This window comes from Bacillus cereus, from assembly GCF_007678085.1.
Taxonomy (GTDB): domain Bacteria; phylum Bacillota; class Bacilli; order Bacillales; family Bacillaceae_G; genus Bacillus_A; species Bacillus_A cereus_BE.
Window position 1 is genome coordinate 1,205,680 of the sequence record NZ_VEDW01000001.1, and the last position, 18,095, is coordinate 1,223,774.

Consider the following 18,095-nt stretch of genomic DNA (forward strand, 5'->3'; position numbering starts at 1 on the left):
CTATAAAGAAAAAGCTGACACAACTCAGCCAAAAACACTGTTGTATCAGCTTTTCATTCTTATATTGTATTGATATTCATACACACTTCAGGTGAATGGTTTTATCATTTTTCTTTTTTAGTTACTCCCTTTCCATACACCATCTGCAAACTTCCCTGAATGTACAACTTTCCCATCTTTGTCATAAAGTGTGCCTTTACCGTCATATTTTCCCTTTGAATACGAACCCTCATATTCTTTCTTTCCGTTTAAATAGCTTGTTCCCTTGCCATGATACTCGTCATTATTAAAATCACCTTCATATGTAAGGGTTGTTTCGTCTCTATAATTTTTTCCTTTGCCATTTAATTTATCGCCTTTAAAAATTCCTGTGCGGGAAACAAACGTGTCCATAGGGACGGTTTTCTCCTCAGTAAAGACAACTCCTGTATGTTCTTTCTCTCTCCATGCTGATAACATTTCATCATTTTTTTCTAAATAACGGTAAGATCGTTCTGGTAATTCTTCTCCTAGGGAAGTAGAAATCACATCAATGAATAAAATCGGGTCATGCTCATTTCCTTTCCCTTCATATTCTCCATCTTTAAAGTAACCTTCATATGCTAAATAGGAAGGAAGATTGATGCCATTTGGAATGAATTGTTTCAGCGCATAACTTTCTTCTGTTCTTTTGAAACGCAATCCAAAATCATCAAAAAAACCTTTATTGAAATGCCCTGCATAATATAAGTCGTAGCTTTCATTTCCTTCTTTATATAATGCTCCAATTCCATGCGGTTTCCCGTCCTTGATTTTCCCGAAATATAAGAACGTATCGTCGTCACTTGTTTCAAAACTCGGTCCAGAAAACCAATGATCGTGCTTCGCCATTTTTTCTAGTTTAATGGATTCTTTTTGTTTTTGTATCGTATCTAATATCTCTTTCTTTTCTTTTTCAAAATCATAACCATTTTTCGTTTTCACTGGCGTGACTTTTCTTTCTTTTTCTTTCTGCTCTTTCTTTTCTTTTTCCTTTTTCTCCTCTTCTTTTCTCAATTTTTCTTCTGTAGCTAACTCCTCCTCTCTCTTTTTCTTTTCTTCTAAAACTTTTTGTTTTTCCTCATTTTTCTTTTTTTCTGCAGCTTCTTTCTTTTTCTTTTCCTGTTCTAAAGCACTTTTTTTATTCTCTTCTTCTCTTTTTAACTTTTCTTTTTTCTCTTGTTGCAACTCTTCTTGTTGTTTCTTTTTTTCTTCAATACTTTTCTCTTCTTGCTTTGCTAAAGCTGTTTCACTTTCTTTTCTTAATTCTTTTTGATATGCAGATACAGTGTCTCCTGGCATTTTCCCAATGAAAAAACCAAGGACCGTTAGAATCACAAAAGCTCCCCCATAATAGGCACTCACCTTTTGACGTGTTCGTTCACTTTCATCTTTCCAAAAAACCGCCCATTTTGGAAACAACAAACCAAATAAGCCCCCTAGTAGAGTAAGGAATAATAGACCTATACAAAGCATTTGCATGAACCCTTTGAAAGTCGAAATTGTAAAAAATATGGAATAGACCGCGAATAGAATGAAAATAAATATAGCGATACTATAAAATTTAATAACTTCCTTTCTTGTTTGCTGTTCTGCATTCTTCCAAAACAATCCCTTTCGTGGTTTTATTAATCCTATACATAAACCTAGAACAAGTACAATTAATAATAGAAAAAGTAACAATAATAACATTTTAGAATACATCCTTTCTTCAATACATAAAATAAAGTGAATTATTTCCAATCTATATAATAACATATTTATTTATTTGTTTTTACAGATTAAAGTTGAAACTTCAACAACTTAGTCCGTTAACTATTAAACTGGACTCTATTTTCTAACTCCACATACTTATTCAGGTATAAATGATATAGCTACATAGTCACAATTGAGTTAATTATCCGATGTACTTACATTTATCCCAATTATGGAATACATAAAAAGTACCCACCCAACTGCTATACGAATAATAATTGGATAGGTACTGCATTATATATTCTTAATGCTTTTCTTGCTTTATAGACATTAGATTTAAATATTTGATCCCTAGAGCAATTCGCAATGATGAACTCGAAAGGATTCTTAAAATGTGATTGATCAATCACGTTCAGCAGCTATTCCCTATAGTTCCTTCCCATCCCCCACAGCCCCGTTCAACCTCTGCAACATATACCCAATCCCTTTGCACCCATCTAACGGGTACGTAATAATTTCTTCTAGATACAATTGTGTCACTACTTTCTTATGCTTCTTCCCTGCAAGTAAAACTACTTCATCAAACTGAAGCAAATCTTTTTCAATCATCTGTTGTTTTAATTGTTCCATACTAATAATTTCATCGCTCTTTGAATCAAAGGCAAGATCATAGTTTTCTAGTACAATATCATTTGGTCTTAAAAATCCATGCTTCGCCGATAATATAACCCAATTCTCAAAAAACATAGTTGCGTACGCCTGACATGCTTTTCCGAACGGGCTAATATATACATATTTTGCCTCCATCGGTCCGTAATCCGGATACTTATCCCAAATTTTCTTTTTTCCGCATGGAATTATGCATAACTGTTTCATATAAATTTCTTACCTCTTCTCCCGCATAAATAAAATAAATTATTTTATACATTTTTCGATCAATATGCTATATAATGATTTTAAAAATAAAAATTACATCTTTTACCATATGAACGGCATTTTTCAGTTATAATTTATTTTTTGAGATTTGAATTCCCATTCCCCCTATTTAAACATAGTACACTCCTTGTAAATATTATAATACTACGAAAAGAATAGTACTTTTACTTTTCAAAATACAAAATAAAAATTACGATATACGAATAAAGTATTTTTAGAAGGAGGTGAACAAATGAAAAATATACTCCCTGCACTAGTACTCTATATTATTGTTTGCATATTTGTTATGATTGCTCCAGCATCTCAAGGTTATAATCACGCTGGCTGGAAGTTGTTTGTTGGGCAAGCGTATGCCATACCTATTTTTCTCATTACAGCTATTATTACATTTTATATAAACAAGAAAAAATCTACGAACAAACAGTTATAAGGATAGCTCATGCTATCCTTATTTTAATTTCTGTTTTTTATAGATAAAAAAGGACAAGTAGCCAATCTGACTACTTGTCCTTGCTGTTTATCTGTACGCAATAAAATTAAGCTTGGAATGCTTCTGTTAATACTGGTACGATTTGTTTTTTACGAGATACAACACCTTTTAAAGTAGCAGTGTTGTTTTCTAAAGATACGTTGTATGCTTTCTCAACAACGTTTGCTGCTTTACCAATCGCAAGACCGACAGAATCGTTAGTTAAGATATCAGTTACAACGAATAAGAATAGGTCTAAACCTTTTTCTTCTACTACTGCAGAGATAACTTTTTCAAGTTCCGCTTGGTGTACAAGAACGTCGTTTGTATCAACAGCGTTTACTTGTGCGATTTCAACTTTCGCATTACCCATTTGGAATTCTTTAGCGTCAAGAGAGATTAATTGCTCCATTGTTTTTCCGCTTAAGTCAGCACCAGCTTTTAACATTTCTAAGCCGTAGCTATCAGCATCTACACCAGCGATTTCCGCTAATTCACGAGCTGCTGCTACGTCTTGCTCTGTACAAGTTGGAGATTTGAATAGTAAAGAATCTGAAATGATTGCAGATAACATTAAACCTGCAACTTCTTTACGAATTGTAACGCCGTTTTCTTTGTACATTTTGTTTAAGATTGTAGCTGTACAACCAACTGGCTCACAACGGTAGTAAATAGGATCGCTTGTTTCAAAGTTAGCAATACGGTGATGGTCAATAACTTCTAACACACGAACAGATTCGATATCGTTAGCACTTTGTTGACGTTCGTTATGATCAACTAAAATAACGTTGTCCACTTCGCTTGCAACTGTCTCAACAAAACGCGGTCCTTCTACTTTAAAATAGTCTAACGCAAATTGAGTTTCACCGCTGATTTCGCCTAAACGTACAGGCTCAGCATTCATTCCTAATTCTTTTTTCAATTCTGCATAAGCAATTGCAGAACAAATTGCATCTGTATCTGGGTTTTTATGCCCGAAAACTAGTACTTTTTCCATGTTTTCCACCTCTTCATGAAAAGGATATCTTAAAGAAGCGAATATGACAATATTTAAAGCCCAATTTTTTATAAATAATTGCACTTTCTTCTATATTTTTCATCGTTTTTCGTAAAAAAGATCATCTAAAATGAATTAGATGATCAAAATGTATATTTTATTTAAAATAAGCTAGGTGCTTGAACTACATGATTTAGCGTGAAATTCGATGCCAAACCGTTATTTACAAGGTTAACATCTATAACTTGATAAAATGCATTCCCAGTATCTGCAATTTCCCACACAGCTAAAATAAGGTGATATCCATTTCTATCAGTAGGTACATTTGCTTCATGTGTTACTGAAGTTCCAGGTCTAGCTCCTCCATCATTTTTTACATAAAACGGCACTAAATCTAAACTAGACCTTGTTAAAGGCATATTTGGATTCCAATCCTTTTTTGTAATGTAGTATTTCCATTCTTTCGTACTATGAGGAGCGGTTAGTTTCCACTTAAATGTATTCGTTCCGCCGTTTAACGTAACTTTCTTCCACCTATCTACTGTTTGGACGTCTAAAGTAGGAAAATGGCCAGCTCCTGCAATTTGTCCATCAGAAGGTCCTAATAGAGGGAATCCACCTATTCCTTCTACACTTTGTGGCTCGTATTGAATTGGCCCGCAATTTACATTTACCCCTTGCTTACATAAATAAGAACGGCTCGCTGGTGATTCAACATATCCATGAGCGGAAGCTTTTTCTGAAAAACCGAAAGTTAACAATCCCGTAAGTAATATACCACCACTTAATATAACTTTCTTCACCTTCTGTAAACCTTTCGTTTTCATCCCGTCATCCCCTTTCCCATAATAAAGCGAAAATAACTATAGTTGGCTAGTCATCTTCTCTACATCCATTATAAGTCGAGGAGCATAACGAAAAGAACCCTCTAAAAACTTTCTCAAATTCATTTAGTACACTATATAAATTTTGTTGATACATTCAAATAACACCGCTAGAGAAATATAGACGGTGTTAAATATACTCAATTAAACTATTCGTTTATAAATAAATTACGAAATTGGCAAAGTTAGTCTATTTATCAAATAGCCCTCTCCCTCTCAGATTTGTGGAAACTGGCTCCTTTCCGATTTCACGTGCCCATATAGATAACTGGCCGATATGATGGACTTCGTGGACAATGACATGACGTATTAACTCTCCGTGTGTACATTCAATGACTCGGCGCCTAATTGGTGCGTCTCTTGAGCTAATCGGCTCTTCATTGAAGTCAGCTTTTGAAAGTTTCCGAGAATCCATTTCATTTGTCCAAGAGGTCACAAATGGCTTCACTTTCCCGTGGTATTGAGCTGAAAGATTTTTCACTTTTTGTAAGCTGGCATACTCTTCAAACAATGGCTCCTCAGGCACTGATTCACCACGCAACCCTAAGATCCACATATATTCCACATCTACAATATGAAATAGGGTATGTAGTATACTGCCGAATCCACCGACCCGTTTCTTTACCAGTTCTTCGGTCGGTATGTCTTCGCACCACGTAAACCAATCATCACGAACTTGCCAGTTATATTGAAACAGTTTCAACATCACAGCAACCTCCAGCTTTTAGATTAACATTTACTATTCACCAAAAGACTTCAAAATTCCTATTTAAGTAATACCTCTTATACAACTGTTAAAACCTTATACAAATTGGCCCTCAAATTGAACATTCAATATGAAGTTAATGAATGAAAATAAAACCCCTATTATATAGGGGTGGTTCAATCTTTTTACAAATCAATACTCAGACCTAATAACAGATTTTTCGTTTAAAAATATCCCTCTTTTTAAATAAAAATACTAAATCATTTTATAATAAATAACTGTCGCATCTAAATTACCATTTGGAGAAATTGCGTATTTTGGTATTTTTCCAGCTTCTTGATAATCTAATGATTTATACAATCTGTTGGAAGGATCTCCTTCTCTCGTATCTAACACTAAAAGAGACCTATTTTCTTGCTTCGCTCGTTCCTCTGCTTGTTGCATAAGCGAACGTCCAATACCATTACGTCTAAAGTTGGGATGAGTCATCAACTTACAAATTTCAGCTCTATGAATCCCATTAGGCTTTGTAACTAAATGTAATTGAATACTCCCTGCCACTTCATTATTTATTTTAGCAACATACAAGATTATTTCTGGTGCTAAAACAGTTTCCCAATATTTCGCTGATTCTTTTTGTTCCAGTGGAGGTAAAAAACCAATCGAAGCCCCATCATCTACAACCGTTTTCAAAAGTTTAGAAAGCTCTTCCACATCATATTTTATTTGCTTAATCTCTTCAATCACTAAATTTCGCATTACTAATCCCCCTTTTGTTTCATTGTATCAATTTTAAACGAAGGAACAATGAAATACTAAGATGAAATTATTAGAATCTATAATTGGTAAGAGCATATACAAAATTCTTTCTGATATAGAGAAATCAATTTATAAAGACATAGAATATTAAAGAGAATACAAATTTAATTTCACATAAAAAAACGTTTTAAACATAGAGCTTAAAACGTTTTTTACATTCAATGCTTTTGATTTTTCAGTTCTGTTAAACATTCCTGTACTAAAGTTACCGCTTGACTCATTGCAGCTCCACCAGCAAATGCTGCTGATACACCACACGCTTCCAGAATTTCTTTATCTGAACACCCTTGATCAAGACAACCTTTTGTATGATAAACGGTACAATATTCATCTTGCGTTGCTAGACTAATTCCTAATGCGATAAGTTGTTTTTCCCTTTTTGTTAAAGCGCCCTCTTGAAAACAAGCTTGCGTGAATGCATTATATGTTTCAGCAATTTCAGGAATTTGGTTTGTAAAACTACCAATTCCTTCTTTATAATGATGTAGAACATCATTTACTGAACTATGTTGTTCGTGTTCCATCTTATTATTACCCCCATTCCAATTATGTGTACCTATTGTAGTATGTGATGAACAGAAGGCAATATACCTATCTAAATAAAATGAATATTCAGTTTATTTTATTTACAATTTTAGGCTATCATCTACTACTGATTGTTCCTTATAGTTTTTCCTTTCAATCTCTTGACTTCTCTCTTCCCAAAATGTTAAACCTTCAATTCCTATAGTTTTAGGATCAAATACCGGATCTTTCCCTTCTTTTTTCTGTGCTTCATAATCTTTTAACACTTTTAATGCGATTTTACTTAGTAGTAGAATCGCAATTAGATTTAACCAAGCCATACTACCAATTCCTAAATCACCAAGATTCCATAAAAGTGACGCTGATTCTACGCTACCGATGTAAACCATAATTAAAAATCCAATTTTTAAAACTGGTTTTAACCAGCTATGTTTAAGCTCACGATCTAAATAAGTCAGTGTCGTTTCAGCGATATAGTAGTATGCGAGTAATGTTGTAAATGCGAAGAAGAAGATTGCGATTGAAATGAATAATGGACCAAACCCTGTCATAACAGTTTCAACTGCTTGTTGTGTATAAATTGGACCTGCATCAACATTCCCAATATTTTTTACAATAGCGCTTTTTCCTTCAGGTATAACATTATACATACCTGTTATTAAAATCATAAGAGCTGTCGCTGTACAAACAACAATTGTATCGATATAAACAGAAAACGCTTGCACTAACCCTTGTTTTGCAGGATGTGATACTTCAGCAGCAGCGGAGCTATACGTCGCTTCTCCAACACCAGCAACATTTGAAAATACAGCGCGTTTTACACCCCATGCAATTGCTGCACCGACGATTCCACCAAACATTTCATTTACACCAAAAGCACTTGAGAAAATTAATGTAAACATACTCGGGATTTCCGTTACATTCGCAATTAATACGATACATGTAACAATTACATAACCAATTGCCATAAATGGAACAAGCATTTGCGAAACGCCAGCAATTCTCTTTACACCGCCAAAAATGATCGCTGCTAATAATACGACTAACAATATACCAGTTATATATTTACTAATACCATTAGAGTTTTCAAATCCAACTGCGATACTACTAGATTGAATGCCTGGTAATAAAACGCCGTATGAAAGTGTTACAACGACCGCTACAATAACTGCAAACCATTTCATTTTCAGGCCTTTTTCAATGAAATATGGTGTACCACCGCGGTATTCATTTCCGACTTTACTTTTATAGACTTGAGATAATGTTGATTCAACAAATGCACTCGCTGCTCCTAAAAGTGCCATTACCCACATCCAAAACACAGCTCCAGGGCCGCCAAAAGCGATAGCTGTCGCGACCCCTGCAATATTACCTATTCCAACCCTACCTGATAAAGCTAAACAAAATGCTTGAAAGGATGAAATTCCCGTCTCCGAGCTCTTCCCTTCAAATAATAGTTTAATCATCTCTTTAAAATAACGAATTTGTAGAAAACGAGTTGCAATTGTGAAATACACGCCTGCCCCTAATGCAAAAATAACTAACCCAATACTCCATACTTGCCCTACTAACCACTCTACTAATTGCTCCATCCCAATCCCCCTTATCATTCTTTTAAAAGCTATTTTATATATAAGAAAACGGACAACTATTATTAAACCTTCCAGTTGTCCGCATCTCTTATTATTTCATCCCTCTATTTATTAACAGTTAGATTCTCTTTTACTTTATATTTACCCAAACGCTTTTCACTTCTGTATAGTTATCAAGCGCATATGAACCTAACTCACGGCCGATACCAGATTGTTTAAACCCACCAAATGGCGCAGCTGCATTTTCTAAGTTATAATCATTAATCCATACTGTTCCTGCCTTTAATTTATTGGCAACTTGATGTCCTGTTTTAATATTTTGTGTCCATACGCCTGCAGCGAGTCCGTATGAAGAACGATTTGCTCTTTCGATTACCTCTTCCGTCGAATCAAATGGAAGGACAACGACAACTGGACCGAAGATTTCTTCCTTAACTATCGTCATATCGTCGGTAACATTTGTGAATACCGTGGGCTGTACAAAATAACCTTTTTCAAATGCACGTTCACCACCAGCAGCAACAGTAGCTCCTTCAGCTTTTCCTTGTTCAATGTAATGTAGCACACGCTCTTGTTGTTTTTTAGATACGAGTGGACCCATTTCAGTTTCCTTCTCCATACCTCCTCCAAGTTTCACGTTATTCGCCATTTTTACTAATTCATTTACGACTGTTTCGTAATGTTTTCGATGAACGAACACGCGAGATCCAGCACTACAATTTTGACCATGATTATACATAATGCCTTGGAATGCGCCGTTAATCGCATCTTCTAAATCAGCATCTTCTAAAATGATATTTGGTGATTTACCACCAAGTTCTAACGTTACATGTTTAATTGTATCTGCAGATTGACGCATAATATATTTCCCTGTAACTGTTGAACCTGTGAATGCTACTTTATCTATATCATGATGGTTTACGATTGCAGCTCCTGCTACAGGGCCAAAACCTGGAACAAAGTTTACAACACCATTTGGAAAACCTGCTTCTTTAAAAAGTTTCGCTGTATATAATAATGATAAAGGCGTTTGTTCTGCTGGTTTTAATATAATTGTACAACCTGTTGCTAGTGCAGCCCCCATTTTCCAAGAAGACATAACGAGTGGAAAATTCCAAGGAATAATTTGACCTACAACCCCAACAGGTTCATGGCGTGTGTAATTTAAGTAATCTTTCGAAATCGGAATTGTTTGCCCGATAATTTTTGTAGCCCATCCAGCATAATAACGATAATTTTCTACAGTCGCTGCAATATCATCATCTAGTGCTACTTGATATGGTTTCCCATTATCTAAAGCTTCTAACTGTGCTAATTCTTCTCCATGTTCCTCAATTAAGTCTGCTAATTTATAAATAAGGTGCGCTCTTTCAGCGGTAGTCATTTCTGCCCAAGGTCCTGATTCAAATGCTGTTCTTGCCGCTTTTACTGCTGCATCGACATCCTCATCTTGTGCTTCACATACGACAGCTAGAACATCTTCTGTTGCTGGATTATATGTCTCAAATGTCTTCCCGCTAATGGAAGGAACAAATTCACCATTAATAAACATTTTAATTTCTTCATTTAAAAACGCTTTCACTTTTGGTCTCAGTTCAATGTTTGTCGTTAACATATAGACCCTCCTCCTTATTTAAACAGCTGCATGAGCTGCAATTTTTGAAATAATCGTTTGAAGTTTTTGATCTTCTTCTTCAGTTAATCCAAGTCTTGGATAACGAGAAGGTCCCCCGGCTTGCCCGTGTAATTCCATTGAGCGTTTAACGATTTGTACATATTTTCCTGATCCTTCAAGAAACTCACAAAGTGGTAAAATAGCATCGTTAATTTCCCAAGCTTTTTCTAATTCATCATTTTGGAAATGCTCATACATTTTCGTAACAAGTCCCGGTACGATATTTCCGGCTACCGAAACCCATCCTGTCGCACCGACTAAATAAGATTCCATAACTAAATCTTCAGATCCACAGAATACTTGAAAAGCACCTTCGCCTTGTCTTACTAAATCTCTAGCTTTTCGAACATCCCCGCTAGATTCTTTAATATGTGTAACATTCTCACATTCTTTTCCAATGCGTAACATGAGCTCCGTACTCATATCAACACCAGATGTAAACGGGTTATTGTATAACATAATTGGTATATTTACAGCGTTTGAGATTTCTTTAAAATGAATATAAATTTCCTCTTCTTTCGGTTTACAATAGTACGAGTTAATAATTAATGCACAATCCGCTCCGTGTGCTTCGGCATGTTTCGTATATTCAATCGTCTCTTTCGTCGTTTCTGATGCAGTTCCAACAATAACTGGAATACGTCTATCAACTTCTTTTAATACTGTTTCTACCATTTTAAATCGTTCTTCTTTTGATAAACTAACAAACTCCCCTGTACTTCCATTAATAATAATGCCAGCTACTTTTTGCTCAATAAAATAGTTTACGTTTTGTTTTACACCGTCCCAATTAATTTCTTGCAACTCATCCATCGGTGTGATTAATACTGGAAATGCCCCTTTAATTTTTTTCATATTTATCTCTCCCTTTACCATTTTATTTTAATAAAAATCCTGTCGGAAACGGATCTGTAGGGTCTAATAGAAACGTCTGCATTCCTGTAATAAATCCTCTACTTTCAAAACGGAAAATGTAACCCGTTTCTTCCTTCTTCACTTTTTCAACAGTTATAAAGCTATTAAATATACTTTCATTTATAAAAGGTTTATCCGCCATATAATCATTTTTAAATAATGTATGAACAAAAGACACAATAGTAGAGACAAACCCTGGCGAACGTACGATGAAGTTATCTTCATGAAATGTAATCGACTTTATATGGTTCTTTTCTTTCTGCGAAGAATCTACTAAAATAAGTCTTTTAATAAGTGATTGTTTTTGTATAGCTTGTAGTGTAGCTTCTCCCCATTTTTTTAATTCAGAAATATTTTCAATACGAATTTCTGGCGAATACGCACCTTTTTCTACAACTGCATATACTTTATCTGCCTGGATGAGAGAGTAACTTAAATTACCTACTTGTAAATTTTTCTCAATCATATAACATAGTTTGCTTTCAAACGAAACAGACACAACTTCATCATTCTCTACATGCGCAAGGACTGCGAATATGCCAGATAACGTTTCGATTTTGTATTGATTCGTCTCTCTCTTTTTTAAATACCCGCTTTCTAGTAACATCGTTATGACTGCGACAATACCTCCATAATGAAGAGGAATGGATCCTTCATGATTAAAAAATAATACAGCTGCATCGACTTCCGAATGAATAGAAGGAACGACGATACATCCATTTAAACCGATAAAACCACGCGGTTCATTTAATAAAAGCTGCATTTCATCTGCTAATTCATTTGAGAATTGTTCGTTTAATTGTTCTAAATTGTAGTAGTACTTACATGGTACATCTTTCATTACACGAAATGCCTCGCCATTTACGTGTACGTCTACTGCTGTATACATTTTTTGAATGTTCATTTTACATCCTCCGTTTCATGTTCCATCGGCGGAATTAGCAAAAAGCCTTCTTTCAGCGGATCCTTTTCATTGTAAAAAAATCTATGCATACCCATAAGCCAGGCTGAACCTGTAATTTTCGTTACGACAGCTTCAATATTTTCAACATTTGTCGTATTGATGACGCTTCCTTTAAATAGAGAGCCAACGATACTTTCGTGAATAAACTCTTCATTCATCTCGATTTTTTGATTTGCGTATAATACAGCTAACTTTGCTGATGTTCCTGTACCACATGGAGAACGATCAATTCCTCCTGGCGGAACGACAACTGTATTTTTTACATGAGCGCTTTCATGAGTAGGATCTGTATAAAATTCAACATGAGTTAATCCTCTAATAAACGAATACTGCGGATGAATGATTTCAAATTTCTCATTTATGATATTTCTAATATGAATTGCCTTATCAATAATTGTAGATGCATTTTCCGGTACTAACTCTAACCCTACTGATTTCGCATCGATAATGGCATAGAAATTTCCTCCATACGCAATATCAGCCTCTACAGTTCCAATGTCTTCGACGTCTACCGTAATGTTTTTCAATAAAAAAGCTGGTATGTTACAAAAGGAGACTTCTTTCGCTTTTCCATCTCGAACAAAGATATCTACTTCAACTAGGCCGGCTGGCGTATCTAACTTTAACGAAGTAATTGGCTCAACTACCGGAATTAAACCTGATTCAATTAAAGCTGTACATACACCAATTGTATCGTGACCACACATTGGTAAATATCCGCCTGTCTCTATGTATATAACACCAATATCGGCATCAGGGTGACATGGATCTGTTAATAGTGCTCCGGACATTACATCGTGACCACGCGGTTCATTCATTAACAATTTGCGAATCCAGTCATACTCCTTTTTCATATGTAACATCTTCTCTGCCATCGTCTCTCCAATTAACTTTGGCAGTCCGCTAATCAATGTTCTCGTTGGATTCCCGCCCGTATGTGTATCAATCGTCGTAAAGACTCTTTGTGACCTCATCCGTTTAACACCCTTTCTGTAAAACGACTCAAACGAAGTGGTTCAATAGGAATGATTGTTTCTTTTTCATTTAATAACTCTTCAATCACTTTCCCAGTAACTGCTGCAAGACTAATGCCATCTCCTTCATGCCCTGCTGCTATAAAGTAGTTCGGGATATGTTCCACACGTGAAATGATTGGCAAATGGTCATCTGTCCACGGACGTAATCCAGCATATGAACGAATCACCATCATATCCGCCATTTTCGGATAAAAGCGAATTGCTCTGTTCGCAATACATTTAATAACCTCGTTATTTATCCTCGTATGAAATCCTACAAACTCTCTACTACTACCAATTAAAAAATTTTGGCTTTCTGTCGGCTCAAATACAAGAGCTACCCCATATTTTTCAGTTAAAGCATCCACTTTTCGTTTCCCACCAAATTTAGAAATTAAATAACCAAATTCCATTACTTTACGGCAACCAACGTGTTGTTGCCTTGAAGCTACAATAATATGCCCTTTTCTCGGTTCAATTGGTATATTTACATCAAGCATTTGTCCGATTTTTGGAGCCCACACACCAGCTGCATTTACCACTTGCTTCGCAGTAAACGTCCCATTTGTCGTTTCTACAATAAAGGAACCGTCTATATCTCTTTTCATTTCTTTTACTTCCGTATGATTAAATGCTTTCGTACCAAATTTCTTCGATTCTGCAAGAAGTGAAAAAGCAAGAAGATATGGATTTACAGTCGAATCCGTTGCGCATTCTAACCCGCCTAATAAATCGTCCGCGAAAAATGGTGATTCTTCTCTTATATCTTGTCTATCAAGCATTCGAAACGGTAATCCAGCTTCTTTTTGACGATTTACCCATTGCTGCGCTGCTTCCATTTCTTCGTCTGACTCACATACGAGAATACTTCCTGGTGCCCTATATTCAAATGAGTGCTCTAACTCTTCACTTAATTCGATTACTAATTTTTGACTAACTAAAGACATTTGACTATCAAAGCCTGGGTCTTTATCAATAGCCAAAATATTCCCGTCACACCGTGAAGACGTCCCACTGACAAATTCTCCTTTTTCAATGATTGTTACGTCTCTTCCGTATTTTGAAGTGTAATAAGCGATAGAACAGCCTATAATTCCACCACCTATTATTAAAACGTCACAGTGCCTCACGTAGCACCCCTCCCTTCTTTTTAATCCCTCACTTTCTTCCATGCAATTGACGTGCCAACTCTACATATATACACTTTTTATAAAAAATATTTTTATTTGTAAAAATATTTTAAATTTATCGTAAATAGGTGTATTATTTTTTTATCACTGTCAAAATTTTTATACATAATAGGAGGACAATATGGCATTCTCATTTCCCACAATAAAAGAATTTCTAAAAACTTTATTAATTGATCATACAAACAGCTTGCAACATATTGAGCAAGTTAACGAAAAGTTTTATTACAGCCCTTCTACTACAGAAAAATACAACTGTGCAGTTATAGATGAAGATGATTCATTCAACACTTTAATTGACGCGTTTTCTCATGAAATGACCGTTATCGTAATAAACGAAAATAAAGAGCCTATATGCTGTATAACGGCTCAGCAAATCATTCCGTTTCTTGTTAAGTCTTACAATGAACTACAATCTTTCTATAATACCGTAATACAAACAACTGATTCTTCCGTTACAGTCATCGATGATAAAGAATGCGTTCGAACTTGGACAGATGGCGCCGAAAAGATTTTTTCAGTCAATCATAATGAAATTATTGGACAACCTATCACTCGCTTTTTTGACTATAAAGATTTGGAGATCCTACAATCATTACATGACGGAAAAAGCATAATCGCTCAGTTCCATCAGCCTCGTCCCGATTTGTTCGTATTAATTAATTCAAATCCAGTATATTGTAACGATGAAATTATCGGAGCTGTCGTTTCAGAAACTGATGTTACAAATCAAGTCGCTTTAAATGAAAAGCTATTTAATATGTCACATGAAGTGCACCGATTAGAACAAGAGGTCGCAAAATATAAAGATGAATCAGACCCGTTCCTTGCGATGAATGGAAAGAGCCCTGTTATACAAAGAACGATTCAATTAGCTAGAAAGGTTTGTTCGGTGAAATCAACTGTTTTAATTCTCGGCGAAAGTGGTGTTGGAAAAGAAGTGTTTGCGAAAGCGATTCATGAAGCAAGCGAGGCGGCTAAAGCACCTTTCATTTCAATTAACTGCGGCGCCATTCCAGAAGCGTTATTTGAAAGTGAATTATTCGGGTATGAACGCGGGGCGTTTTCTGGTGCAAATAGTAAAGGTAAGAAAGGTAAAATAGAGCTTGCGCAAGGCGGCACACTATTCCTTGATGAAATAGGAGAAATGCCACTCGACATGCAAGTAAAGCTTTTGCGTGTACTACAAGAACGAAAATATTACCGTGTTGGTGGAGAAAAAGAAATTCATATTAATTTCCGCATTATCGCTGCTACAAATCGTGATTTACAAGAGGAAATGAGAAAAGGCACGTTCAGAGAAGATTTATACTATCGCCTAAATGTAGTTAGCTTGCATATTCCACCGCTACGAGAAAGACGCGAGGATATTATTGAATTAACCTATTCTTTCTTAAACGATTTTTCAATCAATTACAACAGACCAATTCGTGACTTACCTTCCAGCATTATGCATGAGCTACTTCATTACAATTGGCCAGGTAATATTCGCGAGCTTCGTAACGTTGTTGAAAGACTTGTCGTATTTGCGACTGACGGTATTATAAAACAAGAATATTTACCATTCCATACAACTGAAACGGTAGAAAATACTACGGCTCATTCTCTATTACTCAGCAACAATAATACAATCCTCTCTTTGCAAGAAGAAATGGATGAACATGAGAAGAAAGTCATTGAGAGAGCTTTACGCATTTTAAATGGGAATAAATTAGAGTGCGCGAAACAACTTGGTGTTACGAGGGCTACCTTATATAACCGATTAAAAAAACTTGGGTTACAATAAATCTTCCCTCCTCTATATTGGCATAGTTTTTGCATTATATAATTTGTGCAAACCGAACTAGAGGAGGAATACATATGACGAATAAAGATCACTTAATTGTTTGTCGATGTGAAGAAGTTACATACGGTCAACTTCAATCGACAATTGCTGAATATAAATGCTCGGCAAGAGAATTAAAACTAAGAACACGTGCTGGCATGGGATTTTGCGGTGGCCGCACATGCAGAATGATGATAGATCGAATGATTGAAAGTGCAAATCCTGACGTAACTACTAATGAAATCCCATTAAAATGTCAACCACCTGTGCGCGCAGTTACCTTTGGAGCGGTAGGTGAAAATCAATGAATAGAATTACCCATCACCCTATTTTAGGGAGTTTAAATAATAGTAAACGCATCACTTTCCAATTTAACGGGCAACAATATGAAGCCTATGAATATGAAACGATTGCGGCCGCTTTACTCGCAAACGGAATAAGAACTTTAAGAGTGCATGAGGATAGTGGGACGCCGCGAGGTATTTACTGTAATATTGGACATTGCTCTGAGTGCCGCGTCACAGTAAATAATCAAACGAACGTACGAGCATGCTTAACTGTTGTAGAAAAAGATATGATTGTTGACAGCGGAAAACAGCATCCAAATATCGTGAGAGAGATGGTGAAAAAGCGATGAAAGATGTCATTATTATCGGAGCTGGACCCGCAGGTTTATCAGCCTCCATCTCTTGCGCTCGATTTGGACTGAATGTACTTGTTATTGATGAATTTATGAAGCCTGGCGGAAGATTGCTCGGTCAATTACATCAAGAACCTACTGGAGAATGGTGGAACGGGATAGAAGAATCAAAACGCCTTTACGAAGAAGCACAATCTCTTTCAGTTCATATTCGATGTGGCATTTCCGTCTATAATTTAGATAAAGATGAAAGTTCTTGGCTCGTACATACGAATATCGGTACGTTAGAAGCACCTTTCGTTTTACTTGCTACTGGAGCTGCTGAGTACTCCATTCCCCTTCCTGGTTGGACAATTCCAGGAGTTATGTCAATCGGGGCAGCCCAAGTAATGACAAATGTACATCGCGTTCAAGTTGGGAAAAAAGGAATAATTATTGGTGCTAACATTTTGTCATTCGCCATTTTAAATGAATTACAATTAGCAGGAATTAAAGTAGAACAGATCGTACTTCCTGAAAAAAGTGAATTAAGTCAAAAGGCTGGTGAACCAGAAGAAGTATTAAATTCTCTCTTACATGCTGCCCACCTTGCCCCATCACCTTTATTACGTATAGGTAGTCGATTAATGAAATATAATTGGGCGAAACAAGTTGGATTAAACTTCTATCCAAATAAAGGTATGAAAATAAACGGCACACCTCTTCACCTTCGAAAAGCAGCTCTTGAAATTATCGGAACAGATCAAGTTGAAGGTGTACGCGTTGCCAATATTGATACGAAAGGAAACATCATAACTGGATCGGAACAAATATATGAGGCAGACTTCGTTTGTATTGCCGGTGGCTTATACCCTCTTGCTGAGCTTGCTGCTGTAGCTGGCTGTCCTTTCCGTTACATTCCGGAATTAGGCGGACATGTTCCACTGCATTCCGAAACAATGGAAACCCCTCTTCCCGGTTTATTTGTCGCCGGCAATATAACTGGCATTGAAAGCGGGAAAATCGCAATGGCACAAGGGAATGTTGCTGGGTATTCTATCGTAAAACAAGCAAATAAAAAAGCTCATACTATTGAACAACACATACAACAAGCGATCCAACATGTACACGCCGTACGTCAACAAGCTTCCATACAATTTAACCCGATGGTTAATGCTGGTAGACGCAAAATGAATGAGATTTGGCGTGATTATTCCCTTTCTTATGCACATACTAAAAAGAGCTGTTGAGAT

General features: G+C 36.0%; 18 protein-coding genes and 1 pseudogene. 6 read left to right on the forward strand and 13 right to left on the reverse strand.

Annotation, left to right across the window (positions count from 1 at the left end):
• Positions 1-117: 117 nt before the first annotated feature.
• Both FS742_RS27505 and FS742_RS06185 read right to left on the reverse strand, forming a co-directional pair.
• Positions 118-1,356 (reverse strand): MORN repeat-containing protein, encoded by a 1,239-nt coding sequence (locus FS742_RS27505; protein WP_186327152.1) that lies wholly within the window; start codon positions 1,354-1,356, stop codon positions 118-120.
• 783 nt (positions 1,357-2,139) lie between these two features.
• The gene (locus FS742_RS06185) at positions 2,140-2,589 is read right to left on the reverse strand and encodes a DUF6884 domain-containing protein (RefSeq protein WP_144611624.1); all 450 of its coding nucleotides are present in this window, start codon (positions 2,587-2,589) and stop codon (positions 2,140-2,142) included.
• Positions 2,590-2,881: 292 nt separating this feature from the next.
• Here FS742_RS06185 and FS742_RS06190 point away from each other — a divergent pair, with 292 nt between their 5' ends.
• On the forward strand, positions 2,882-3,079 hold the full coding sequence (locus FS742_RS06190) for a DUF4017 family protein (protein ID WP_144611625.1): 198 nt from the start codon (positions 2,882-2,884) through the stop codon (positions 3,077-3,079).
• Positions 3,080-3,185: 106 nt separating this feature from the next.
• Here FS742_RS06190 and ppaC read toward each other — a convergent pair whose 3' ends face one another.
• From ppaC to FS742_RS06215, 4 genes are all read right to left on the reverse strand, one after another.
• Positions 3,186-4,115, reverse strand: coding sequence for a manganese-dependent inorganic pyrophosphatase (gene ppaC / locus FS742_RS06200; RefSeq protein ID WP_000416871.1), 930 nt, complete (start codon positions 4,113-4,115; stop codon positions 3,186-3,188).
• Positions 4,116-4,276: 161 nt separating this feature from the next.
• A complete protein-coding gene (locus FS742_RS06205) occupies positions 4,277-4,942 on the reverse strand; it encodes a lytic polysaccharide monooxygenase (protein WP_144611626.1) in 666 nt (221 codons plus the stop codon).
• Between the two features lie 247 nt (positions 4,943-5,189).
• Positions 5,190-5,705, reverse strand: coding sequence for a DinB family protein (locus tag FS742_RS06210; protein ID WP_144611627.1), 516 nt, complete (start codon positions 5,703-5,705; stop codon positions 5,190-5,192).
• A 255-nt stretch (positions 5,706-5,960) separates the two neighbouring features.
• Positions 5,961-6,464 (reverse strand): GNAT family N-acetyltransferase, encoded by a 504-nt coding sequence (locus FS742_RS06215; protein WP_144611628.1) that lies wholly within the window; start codon positions 6,462-6,464, stop codon positions 5,961-5,963.
• 64 nt (positions 6,465-6,528) lie between these two features.
• On the opposite strand from FS742_RS06215, the pseudogene FS742_RS27915 reads away from it, so the two are divergent.
• Positions 6,529-6,615 (forward strand): annotated as a pseudogene (locus FS742_RS27915) (HD domain-containing protein); the annotation flags it as partial.
• A gap of 67 nt (positions 6,616-6,682) precedes the next feature.
• Here FS742_RS27915 and FS742_RS06225 read toward each other — a convergent pair.
• The 7 genes from FS742_RS06225 to FS742_RS06255 form a co-directional block, all read right to left on the reverse strand.
• On the reverse strand, positions 6,683-7,048 hold the full coding sequence (locus FS742_RS06225) for a carboxymuconolactone decarboxylase family protein (protein ID WP_000399730.1): 366 nt from the start codon (positions 7,046-7,048) through the stop codon (positions 6,683-6,685).
• 102 nt (positions 7,049-7,150) lie between these two features.
• Positions 7,151-8,641 carry an alanine/glycine:cation symporter family protein gene (locus tag FS742_RS06230; RefSeq protein WP_144611629.1) on the reverse strand — a complete coding sequence of 497 codons (1,491 nt, stop codon included), beginning with the start codon at positions 8,639-8,641 and terminating at the stop codon, positions 7,151-7,153.
• Positions 8,642-8,771: 130 nt separating this feature from the next.
• On the reverse strand, positions 8,772-10,256 hold the full coding sequence (locus FS742_RS06235; RefSeq protein ID WP_144611630.1) for an aldehyde dehydrogenase family protein: 1,485 nt from the start codon (positions 10,254-10,256) through the stop codon (positions 8,772-8,774).
• 18 nt (positions 10,257-10,274) lie between these two features.
• Positions 10,275-11,192 carry a 4-hydroxy-tetrahydrodipicolinate synthase gene (dapA, locus tag FS742_RS06240; protein ID WP_144611631.1) on the reverse strand — a complete coding sequence of 306 codons (918 nt, stop codon included), beginning with the start codon at positions 11,190-11,192 and terminating at the stop codon, positions 10,275-10,277.
• A gap of 1 nt (position 11,193) precedes the next feature.
• Entirely contained in the window at positions 11,194-12,135 is a 942-nt protein-coding gene (locus FS742_RS06245; protein ID WP_144611632.1) for a proline racemase family protein, read from the reverse strand.
• The gene (locus FS742_RS06250) at positions 12,132-13,169 is read right to left on the reverse strand and encodes a proline racemase family protein (protein WP_071759361.1); all 1,038 of its coding nucleotides are present in this window, start codon (positions 13,167-13,169) and stop codon (positions 12,132-12,134) included. The genes FS742_RS06245 and FS742_RS06250 overlap by 4 nt, the downstream gene beginning before the upstream one ends.
• Complete coding sequence (locus tag FS742_RS06255) at positions 13,166-14,341, reverse strand: NAD(P)/FAD-dependent oxidoreductase (protein ID WP_144611633.1); 1,176 nt, start codon at positions 14,339-14,341, stop codon at positions 13,166-13,168. The genes FS742_RS06250 and FS742_RS06255 overlap by 4 nt, the downstream gene beginning before the upstream one ends.
• 181 nt (positions 14,342-14,522) lie before the next feature.
• On the opposite strand from FS742_RS06255, the gene FS742_RS06260 reads away from it, so the two are divergent.
• From FS742_RS06260 to FS742_RS06275, 4 genes are all read left to right on the forward strand, one after another.
• Positions 14,523-16,184, forward strand: a complete 1,662-nt coding sequence (locus tag FS742_RS06260) for a sigma-54 interaction domain-containing protein (RefSeq protein ID WP_144611634.1) — start codon at positions 14,523-14,525, stop codon at positions 16,182-16,184.
• A gap of 74 nt (positions 16,185-16,258) precedes the next feature.
• Positions 16,259-16,531, forward strand: coding sequence for a (2Fe-2S)-binding protein (locus FS742_RS06265; RefSeq protein WP_144611635.1), 273 nt, complete (start codon positions 16,259-16,261; stop codon positions 16,529-16,531).
• On the forward strand, positions 16,528-16,860 hold the full coding sequence (locus FS742_RS06270) for a (2Fe-2S)-binding protein (RefSeq protein WP_087983834.1): 333 nt from the start codon (positions 16,528-16,530) through the stop codon (positions 16,858-16,860). Before FS742_RS06265 ends, FS742_RS06270 begins: the two co-directional genes overlap by 4 nt.
• Entirely contained in the window at positions 16,857-18,092 is a 1,236-nt protein-coding gene (locus tag FS742_RS06275) for an NAD(P)/FAD-dependent oxidoreductase (protein ID WP_144611636.1), read from the forward strand. Before FS742_RS06270 ends, FS742_RS06275 begins: the two co-directional genes overlap by 4 nt.
• Positions 18,093-18,095 lie beyond the last annotated feature (3 nt).